3 protein-coding genes are annotated in these 6636 nt (G+C 44.6%); all 3 read left to right on the plus strand.

Annotated features, from left to right (window positions below):
- Positions 1-4272: a tape measure protein gene (locus B9T38_RS13795; protein WP_086197345.1), complete on the plus strand. Its 4272-nt coding sequence runs from the start codon at positions 1-3 to the stop codon at positions 4270-4272.
- Positions 4269-4688, plus strand: coding sequence for a hypothetical protein (locus B9T38_RS13800; RefSeq protein WP_086197346.1), 420 nt, complete (start codon positions 4269-4271; stop codon positions 4686-4688). Before B9T38_RS13795 ends, B9T38_RS13800 begins: the two co-directional genes overlap by 4 nt.
- A partial coding sequence (locus tag B9T38_RS13805; protein ID WP_086197347.1) for a hypothetical protein occupies positions 4678-6636 on the plus strand: 1959 nt, incomplete at its 3' end. The genes B9T38_RS13800 and B9T38_RS13805, both read left to right, overlap by 11 nt.

A 6636-nucleotide genomic window follows, 5' to 3' on the forward strand; every position in this document is an offset into this window, starting at 1 on the left:
ATGACTGGAAAAAATTTAACGTTTAAATTGGTTTTAGATGGTGATAGTAAGGGCCTTGTTTCGGCAGCTAAGCAATCTGAAAGCGTCACCACAAAAGTATTTGAAACCATAAAAGCAGAAGCAGATAAATTAAAAGTTGCATCAGTAGATGCTGCTAAAGAAATTGGAAATATTATTCCTGATGAACTGAATAAAAATACGAAAGCGGCCAAAGATAGTCTGGCTGCATTATCGAGTGCTGCTGAAAATGCCGGAGAGACTACCAAGCGTGCTGGTTTTGAAATTGGTGAAGCTATCCCGGGTGATGCTGTCCAGTTGGCAGAGTCACTGGGCAATAAGTTCTTTACTGCAGCAAAAGAGATCGAGGCCTTAGGCGATAAGTCGACTATTAGTGCCGGCGAACTCCGTGCAATGTCGAGTGCCGGGGAGCAGGGCCTTAATGCACTAAATCTAGCCTTGAAAGCATCCCAGGCTGAACTTGTTCGACTTCAAAGCACTGATGGCACCTTAAAAGACATTGAAATTGCCAAAGGGCGTGTTTTCAGTATTCAGGATGCGATTAACGAGGCATCTAGCGCGTTTAATTACTATCAGGGTGTTGCTATCAACGCCATGAAAGGTGTCGATAATGCAACCCAGTCAGCAATCAACAAGGTACAGCAATTCAGCTCTGTAGATCTAACCGGTGTAGTTGGAGAGGCTCAAACTGCCAGCCGTGCGATTGAAAGCATGGGAGACGGTGCGGCCATTTCTTCAAAAGAATTGGAGCGTGTTGGCCAGTTGGGAACTCAGGCCATTAATTCACTCCAAAATGAGTTACAGCAGGCAAATTTAGAACTTAAGGCTCTTAGCCAATCATCTGATGCTGTATCACTTAATAAGTTTAATGAAGCTACTGCAAAGGTTAATGCCCTAGAGGATGCATTATCTCTAACAAAGACCGCTTATACAGATTTTCAGACCAAAGCCTCTACAGCAATGGGAAGTGTAAGCAGTAGTACGGATAAGGTATCAAATAGCGCCACACAGGCAGGGCATGCGATTTACGCTGCACTTGGTAAAGCACCACCCACAGTAATTAATGATGCAATTGCGAACTTGAGTAAAAAGCTTGAGGACTTTAAAGCCAATAGTAAAATGCCGGCTGAGGAGGTTGCTCGGGTAACCAGACTTACTGAACAGGAGATTGCACGTTTAAGAGGTGAATTAGACGGTGTAGACACCTCTGCAAGTAAAGCCAATATGGGGATGAGTACATTATCCAGGGGGATTGATGTTACCAAGTTCGCCGTGACAGCACTTACTGGAGCAATGGCAGCCTTAGGCATTGGCTTGGGTATTCGTGAACTGGCTCAAGCAGCTGATTCATACACTAATCTGTCAGCGCGCATCAACATTGCAACGAGCGAAGGTGGTAACTTCAAGCAAGCGATGGCTGGTGTACATCAAATCGCACTCACTACAAATTCAAGCCTTGATGCTACTGCTAATCTTTTTGCAAAGATCAATGATACCGGTAAAGAAATGGGGATGACGCAGCAACAAGCGTTAGACCTCACTAAAACAATTAACCAAGCTATTAAAATCGGTGGCGGCTCAGCGCAGGCCAGTGAGGCAGCAGTACAGCAATTTATCCAGGCATTACAGTCTGGTGTACTTCGTGGTGATGAATTTAACTCCATCATGGAGCAAGCACCCGGGCTAACCAGTGCTATGGCCAAAGGCCTTGGTGTGACTACTAGCGAACTTCGAAAGATGGCTGAGAATGGGGAGTTGGGTGCTGAACGTGTAGTCAAAGCAATACAAAGCCAAGCCAGTGAAGTTCAAAAAACCTACGATAAATTCCCTTTAACGATCAGCAATGCACTGCAAAAAATTTCCACACAGTGGCAGATTCTGATTGGTGAGATGGATCAGGCCAATGGCTCGAGTGCAACAGTAGCAAATGCTTTATCAGTGATTGCAGATAACCTTGGTATCTTAAAAGTATTCTTTGATGATGTTGCTGCCGGGGTAGGATGGTTTCAAGATCAGTTGTCAGAGATTGACCCATCTACTATTGAGTCCATTAGAAGCACATTATCTGCTGTGTATGACACAATTAAAACAGTCATATCTAGTCTTGCTGGAATTGCTCAGACTGCATGGAGCGCATTTTCATCCACCTTAGATGCTATTGCTCCTTTGTTTAATGTAATTTTGAATGGCAAGGAAGAGGTCAGTGGATTAACTACATTATTTAATGTTTTTAAAATTGCATTAGGTGTAGTTGCTGACGGGGCAACAGGGTTAAATATTGCACTTAAACTACTGCTTGCTAGTGTTCAATTTATTGCAGGGGGTATTTATTCATTAAATGCCTCTGTGCTGGATTTCTTGGGCTTTGATGACCTTGCAGCACAGGCTCAGAATGCATCCGATGCACTATTCAGACAGGCTGAAAAGAATGGTGCGGAAGCAAAAAGATTGGCGCTTGAAAGTAAATCAGCTACCCGTGAAGCCATTAAGGATATCACCCAAACAGAGCAAGAAGCCAATCAGGAGAGGATGGCTAATGCCCAACAAACCCTTGACCAGTTAAAAGCCCAAGAGGAGAAACACAAGACTGACTATAAGGCCATAAGTGACGAGCGAGTTAAGGCAGAGCAACAACTTTTTGATGCGCGTAAATCTGGTAATCAGGCTGCAATTGATTTGGCCATAAAGGGTATTGCAGACTTAGATGCTAAGGAGAAGGCATACCAGGCTGAAAGTAAAAAGATTACCGATGAGAAAATTAAAGCCGCTCAAGATTGGGTAAATGCTCAGCTTGTGGCGGCAGATGGCACCCAAAAAGCAGCCGATGCAGCCACTCAAAAAACCATGCAGACCACACTTGCAGCGCAAGGGCTAAAGCTTGAGTTTGATAGTGCTGGAAAAGCTATTGTAAAAGCCATGGATGACGGTTCTGCTGGCGTAACTAATTTAAATAATAAATTGGTTGCTGGGCGTAAAGGCGCGGAAGCATTGGGCTTGGATTTAGACGTTACTCTTAATCGTGTATCAAAAGGGTTTGATGAGAAAAAGAAAAACCTGGATGACTTTGTTAATAGCCTTGAACTTATGGGGGTTAAGGGTAAGCAAGCCGGCGATGTCACCTATGAAGCATGGCTAAAGTGGCTCGAAACTGCAAAAAGCCAGGCTGAAATTGATTTTGCAAAAGCCAAGCTTAAAGAATTCGGTGACCAAGGTCAGATTTCCACATCACAGGTGGAGCAGGGTTTGATTGCAATTAAGCTGCAAGCTCAAAAGCTACCAGATGATATTGATCCTGTTACCGAAGCCTTTAAGCGTCTTGGAATTGAAACCAAAGCAAACTTAAAGCTCGCAGCACAGCAGGCCTTAATGGACTACATCACAATTCGTGATAGTGGCAAGGCTACAGCTGAAGGTGTTCAGCAGGCTTATGAGAAGATGGCTCGGGCGGTTGCCGCTTCTGGTGATGCTGGCGTGATAGCTGCAGCAAATGCAGCAGGTGCCAACCAGAATCTTAGGGTTGAGATAGACGCAACTGGCAAAGCCTCCGTTAAATCCATGGATGAACTAACTAATGCCAATGACCGCGTAAGAAGCTCAGCTGAAAGAATCGGCGATGGCTATCGCAATGCTGGTCAGATTGCACGTGAAGAAGCCCAAAGTGCTAGTGATGCTTGGCAGGCCGCTGCGGCGAAATCGAACAAGGAGTTTAGGGATGAAATGAAGCGCCAAGGGGAGGCTCTTAGCTCTATGTATGATTATCAGTCTTACAGTAAAGCCGATGTTTTGGCTGCGCTTAAGAGCAAGGGCTATAGTGATCAAGAGGCTCAGAAGTTAGCTGGCGATATCTGGTCGAAAGGTTTAGAAGCTGATAAAGATGCATATCTAAAAAATATGGGCAAAGGTGGTTTTGGACCATTATCAACCCTTATTCAGCAGGAGTTTAAGAATGCTGCATCTAAAGGTCTTACTACACAAACTGGGACCAATAAGATTAATGAATTGTTGCGTCAGTTGAATAGCAACAGTCTTGTTTCTACAGGTCAATCCGTCAAAGCACCTTCAGTAGATATCAATAGTCTGGCACCAAGTATCAGTACCCCAACAGCCAATATTCCATCGACTGATGCTTCAAAAAACGTGAACTACAACATTAATTTTGGTGGTCAGACGCTCTCATTATCTGGAACTGCGGATCAGGAACCAATAATCAATCAACTTGTTAATCAATTAAAAGCACAGGCGAAATCAACATGAAGCTTATTCGCTTAGCAACATCAGAGACCGTCCCATTAGAGGACGGTTTTTTATGGTCTGATGAATTCTCGTGGAAGGCTATTGAGCAGACTCAAAACTATGCAATCGATGGCTCTTTGGTAATTCAGGAAGGAAAAAAGAAATCCGGTCGACCGATCACCTTGCAACCGGCAGATCAGGAAATGGGCTGGATTAAGCTGCGTGAATTACGGACTGTTTTGGAGTGGTCCAAGTTGCAGAACGAAGTATTTCAACTCCAGTTTGAGCAGCCTCATGACAACCGGCAATTCACAGTCAAATTTAATCACCAGGATGGAGCTTTAGAGGCTGCACCGGTAAAAGGGATTCCTGCGGTATCGCTGGATGATTATTACAACGTGACCTTACGCTTTACGGAGTTAAACGATGGCGATTGAAACAAAGGATTTAGTGATTTACAAGTCTGAACGCTTGACTGACAACTCAGATGGCGGTGGTAAATATTCAGGTGTTGTAGTACAGGATGGCATCAGTAATAACCTGTTCAATGATATCTCCGAAATGGATCGAACCATGGGTGATGTATCCATGCGCAAGATATTTCCAGCAGTGACCACGGAAGACACCGATTTATTGATGGGTGCAACAGTCTTCATCTCTGAACTTCCCAAAGACCCAAACGTATCAGCTCTGCTTTTCAGCACCAAGAACTGGACCGATGAACGTCAGTCTGCTCAGAATCGGGTAGAAAACTACTTGGCCAAAGGCGGTCAGATTGCGGGCACACCACTTGATACCCATTATCAGGGCATGTCATCACTTCAGGTTGTGATGTGGCCGCAAGAAGTTGAGGCATCGGTGGGTGATACGATTGTATTGATTTCGGATGAAGGGAAGCCCTTAGAGCGTGAGCAGTATGTGCGTATTACTAAAGTTGATACACGTACTGCCAAGATGGTGATTGATAAAGATGAGATTGAATATAAGATCGCAACCTACGCTATCAATGATTCATTGGAAACAGACTTTGTTGGGCTATCCGCAAAACAATGGTATGAGTTGCAAACATCAAAAACCATCATCCGCGATACGATTGTTGCCGATACTGGGCTGTATTACTCATCTACCGCATTGTCATCTGATGCCAGCGTGGGCGAGTTTACAGTCAATGCCAAAAGCATCTTCGCTCAATTGATCCCGTCTGCTCAGACCGAAACCCCGATCATTGATGTGAATGCTGCCGGTGAGAGTGTGGTGCTAGTAGCAGGTAACACTGGCACCATTACAGCCAGCTACCCTAATATGGCCATCGGTACCAGCCAGAATCTTTACATTGGTTCAGCTGTGATTCCATCTAGTGTGGCTTTTACATTACAAGGCCAGCAGATCACTGATCAGGGCGGTTTGCTTAAAAACACTCAAGGAACTCAGGTCGGAACAATTGATTACCAGCGTGGTTTGATTCAATGGACTGTAGCAGCACCTGCTGGAACCACTAGCCTAAATATCACATTCAAACCAGCTGCGGCACCAAATCAGTATTTTCAGTCTGAAGCACGTCCAGTGACTCAGAACAACCAAAGCACCAACTGGACCGGGGTATTGGTACCGATCCCAGCCCCGGGTAGTCTTTCAATTTCGTACATGTCGCAAGGCAAATTTTATGAATTGAAGGATGATGGCTCAGGACAACTTAAGGCTGCCAGTCCTTCATTTGGTTCAGGCATGATCAATTATGAAACTGGTTCATGGTTGCTGACGACTGGTGCTTTGCCAGATGTAGACACACCGATCCTACTGAACTGGGGCACACCGATTGTGACCTTTGTGCGCTCAAATCTGAGTGTAGAAAAAGCTGCTTTTGAATTTGATTTGGGTCATACCGGTATTCCACCTGGCGTGACAATTAATTGGCTTCTGGAGGGGGAAAGTAAGTCTGCGATAAGCAACGCACAAGGTAAATTTACTGGTGATGCGATAGGTGAAATCAACTATACCAATGGTACCGGCAAGATTATTCCAAATAAACTTCCGCAGAAAAATACTCAATTCACGATAGTTTATAACTTTGGTGTTCAGCTCACTCAAACCAAGTCAGCTATTGCACCCGATAGCAATCAAAAACTCAGTTTCACCATCGGCACCGGTGCCGCAATTCAACCGAACAGTGTTGAGTTAAGCATCCCGGTTTCCGATCAACTCGGCCAGAATACTGGTACTACCAAGGTCATCGATGTGCCGATTAATAGCACTATCGGAAACCTTGTCACCAATACCGGTGAGATACAGGGAACAATTGACTACACCACCGGTGCAGTTGAAGTGATGCCTATTTTAATTACTAAACAATTTAAGCAGGTTTATACACCAACAACTGTTTACGGA

This window comes from Acinetobacter sp. ANC 4218, assembly GCF_002135245.1.
GTDB lineage: Bacteria > Pseudomonadota > Gammaproteobacteria > Pseudomonadales > Moraxellaceae > Acinetobacter.

Excerpts from the sequence above, each read along its gene's own strand:
- B9T38_RS13795 (WP_086197345.1), top strand. The coding sequence starts at position 1 with ATGACTGGAAAAAATTTAACGTTTAAATTGGTTTTAGATGGTGATAGT.
- B9T38_RS13800 (WP_086197346.1), top strand. The coding sequence starts at position 4,269 with ATGAAGCTTATTCGCTTAGCAACATCAGAGACCGTCCCATTAGAGGAC.